The organism is Ferruginibacter sp. (genome assembly GCF_014377975.1).
Classification (GTDB): domain Bacteria; phylum Bacteroidota; class Bacteroidia; order Chitinophagales; family Chitinophagaceae; genus Ferruginibacter.
The window spans coordinates 1-3834 of sequence record NZ_JACMOO010000074.1; the positions used below are offsets into that span (position 1 = coordinate 1).

Annotated in this window: 1 pseudogene; it reads left to right on the forward strand. The window is 40.0% G+C overall.

The features are described 5' to 3' along the window. A pseudogene (locus H7254_RS04445) lies at positions 1-3834 on the forward strand (cyclic beta 1-2 glucan synthetase); the annotation flags it as partial.

Genomic DNA, 3834 nt, shown 5'->3' on the forward strand with positions numbered 1-3834 from the left:
AAAATCAGCATTGCTTTTATTGCAGGAAAGAATACCAAGAATCAGTACTTTTTATTCACCGAGTGTGCATGCAGGCGATACAAGTATTGTATCCGGTAACGACCAGTCTATCAGAATTATTAATACGCCCAATACGGTTATACCCGAAATTCAGTTACTGTCAAATGGAAGATACCATGTAATGATAACCAATGCCGGTGGAGGTTACAGTAAATGGAAAAATATTGCAGTTACCCGCTGGCGAGAAGATATTACCTGCGATAACTGGGGCAGCTTTTGTTATATACGTGATTTAGAAAGCAACCTTTTCTGGTCATCAGCTTATCAACCTACCATGCAGCAGGGCGAAAATTATGAAGCTGTATTTTCAGAAGGAAGAGCGGAGTTTCGTCGTCGGGATTTTTCGCTGGAAACACATACAGAAATTGTTGTGTCGCCGGAAGATGATATTGAATTAAGAAGAATACATATCACCAACCGCTCCCGCAAAAAAAGAATTTTAGAAATAACAGGTTATGCAGAAGTAGTGCTGGCAACACCTGCGGCTGATGAAGCTCATCCTGCATTTAGCAACTTATTTGTACAAACGGAAATTGTTGATCAGCGCAACGCAATTCTATGCACACGCCGCCCACGTTCATTAGATGAAAAAACGCCATGGATGTTTCATTTAATGAAGGTTAATGGTGCAGAAATACTAAATGTGTCTTATGAAACGGACCGTGATAAATTTATTGGCAGAGGAAACACGCTCGCAAAACCAAGGGTAATGCAGCAGCAGGAAATATTATCAAATACCGATGGTTCCGTTTTAGATCCCATTGTATCTATTCAATACCGCATCATTTTAGAAGGTAATGAAGCTGTTACGGTAGATATTATTTCCGGTATGGCAGAAACAAAAGAAATATGCAATCACCTTGTTGATAAATACCAGGAACAACATTTATCAAACCGAGTATTAGAACTTGCCTGGACCCATAGTCAGGTAATATTAAGGCAGATTAACGCAATAGAATCGGATGCACATCTGTATTCATTGCTTGCAGGTTCTATGATTTATTCAAACCAGTTGTTAAGAGCCGATCCTTCAATCATTTTAAAAAATAAAAAAGGACAACCGGAATTGTGGCGTTATGCTATTTCAGGAGATCTTCCAATTATTTTGGTGCAGATTGAAGATGCTGAAAACATTGGTCTTGTAAAGCAAATGATACAGGCCCATTTATACTGGCGCTTAAAAGGTTTAATGGTCGATTTAGTTATTTGGAATGATGACCATGGTGTTTACCGCCAGGAATTACACCAACAGATACAAAGCCTTGTTGCACCTGAAATGGGGCTGGAACTTAAAGAGAAACTTGGTGGTATTTTTATAAGATCTGCAGATCAAATATCTAACGAAGACAGAATTTTATTTGAAGCCGTAGCACATATTGTTATTGCTGATAAGTATGGCACTTTGGAAGAACAGATAAACAGACGTGCCAAATCGAAAACAACGATTCCCTATTTCAGTCCTACCAAATTCTATCCTTCTGTTTACACAGAAGTAGAACGTAGAAATGACCTGCAATTTTTTAATGGCCTTGGAGGATTTACAGCTGATGGAAAAGAATATGTTATTACAACAACGCCTCAAAACCTAACACCTGTGCCATGGATTAATGTACTTGCAAATCCTAATTTTGGAAGCATCATAAGTGAAAGTGGCCAATCTTATACCTGGGTTGATAATGCGCATGAAATACGTTTAACACCCTGGAACAATGATCCCATTTCCGATTTAAAAGGAGAAGCATTTTATTTGAAGGATGAAGAAAGTGGCAAATTTTGGTCTCCTGCTCCGCTGCCCTGCCGTGGCACATCGCCCTATATAACCCGCCATGGATTTGGTTACAGCGTTTTTGAACACAGTGAAGATGGTATATATTCAGAAATGATGGTGTTTACAGATATCGAGGCACCTGTAAAATTTGTTGTTATAAAAATCGTAAATCAATCAGGCAGGCCAAGAAAATTGACGGCCACAGGATATGTAGAATGGGTATTAGGCGACTTACGTGCAAAATATTTAAAACACACTGTAACAGAAGTTGATGATGCCACCGGAGCTATTTTTGCAAGCAATGCTTATAGTGCTGAATTTACAAATCGCATTGCTTTTTTTGATGCAGACGGAACAAATAAATCAATTACGACCGACAGAACAGAATTTTTAGGCCGAAACGGTGCAATGAACAATCCTGATGGCTTAAACCGATCAAGATTATCAGGCAAAACAGGCGCAGGCCTTGATCCATGTGGAGTTATACAAACTGCATTTGAGCTTGCAGAGGGAGAAGAAAGGGAAGTTATTTTCAGGCTAGGTGCCGGTAAAAATATGCAGCATGCTATTGACACAATACATGCAAGTGTAGGAGCCGCCGCTGCGCATGATGCCTTAAATAAAGTACATAAATATTGGCAAAACGCATTAGGAGTTATTCAGCTTAAAACACCTGATGCTGCATTAAATATGCTGGCAAACGGCTGGTTAAATTATCAGACACTTGCAGCCCGTATCTGGGCCCGCAGTGGGTTTTACCAGTCAGGTGGCGCTTTTGGTTTTAGAGACCAATTGCAGGATACGCTCTCCTTAATGCACTCTCAACCTTCATTGGTAAAATCACAGATTCTTTTGTGCGCATCCCGACAGTTTAAAGAAGGAGATGTGCAGCATTGGTGGCATCCACCTTCCGGCCGCGGCGTTCGAACTACATGTTCCGATGATTATCTATGGTTGCCTTTTGTTACTGCGGCTTATGTAAAAGCCACTGCAGACAAAGAAATATTAAATGAACAGGTATATTTTCTTGAAGGAAGATTATTGAATGCTGGGGAAGATTCGTATTACGATCTGCCGCTAAAATCGAACACGTTTGCAGATTTATACCATCACTGTGTAAAGGCAATTGAGTATGCATTAAAATTTGGCACACACGGCCTGCCATTTATTGGCTCAGGCGACTGGAACGATGGTATGGATAAAGTAGGGAATGAAGGAAAGGGTGAAAGTGTGTGGCTTGCATTTTTTCTGTACGATGTTTTGATACGGTTTGCAGAAATTGCACTCCTTAATGATGATGCCACTTTTGCAGAAAAATGCATAAACGAAGCTGAAAAATTACGAATTAATGTTAGAGAAAATGCCTGGGATGGCGAATGGTACAGGCGTGCATATTTTGATGATGGTACGCCGCTCGGATCTCATAAAAATGAAGAATGTAAAATAGATTCGATTGCCCAAAGCTGGTCAGTATTATCTAAAGCCGGTGATGTGGAAAGAACGTTACCAGCAATGGAATCTGCCGATAAATACCTGGTTCGTAAAGAAGCCGGGCTCATACAATTATTTGATCCGCCCTTTGATAAATCTGAACTTAATCCCGGATACATAAAAGGTTATGTACCCGGCGTAAGAGAAAATGGCGGGCAATATACACATGCTGCTATCTGGCTGGTAATGGCATTTGCAGCTATGGGCAACAGAAAGAAAACCTGGGAATTATTACAGATGATTAATCCACTAAACCGCGGTAATAGTGTTGAAAAAATTGCAATGTACAAATCGGAGCCTTACGTAATAGCTGCGGATGTGTATGCTGAAAAAAAGCATATAGGACGTGGGGGATGGACCTGGTATACTGGCTCCGCAGGCTGGATGTATCAATTGATTACAGATTATTTTTTGGGAATGAAAAAAGAAGGCGACTCATTAAGATTTGAACCCTGCATACCCGAAGAATGGGATAGTTTTGAAATAAAATATTTGTTTGGAAAAACAATTTATAA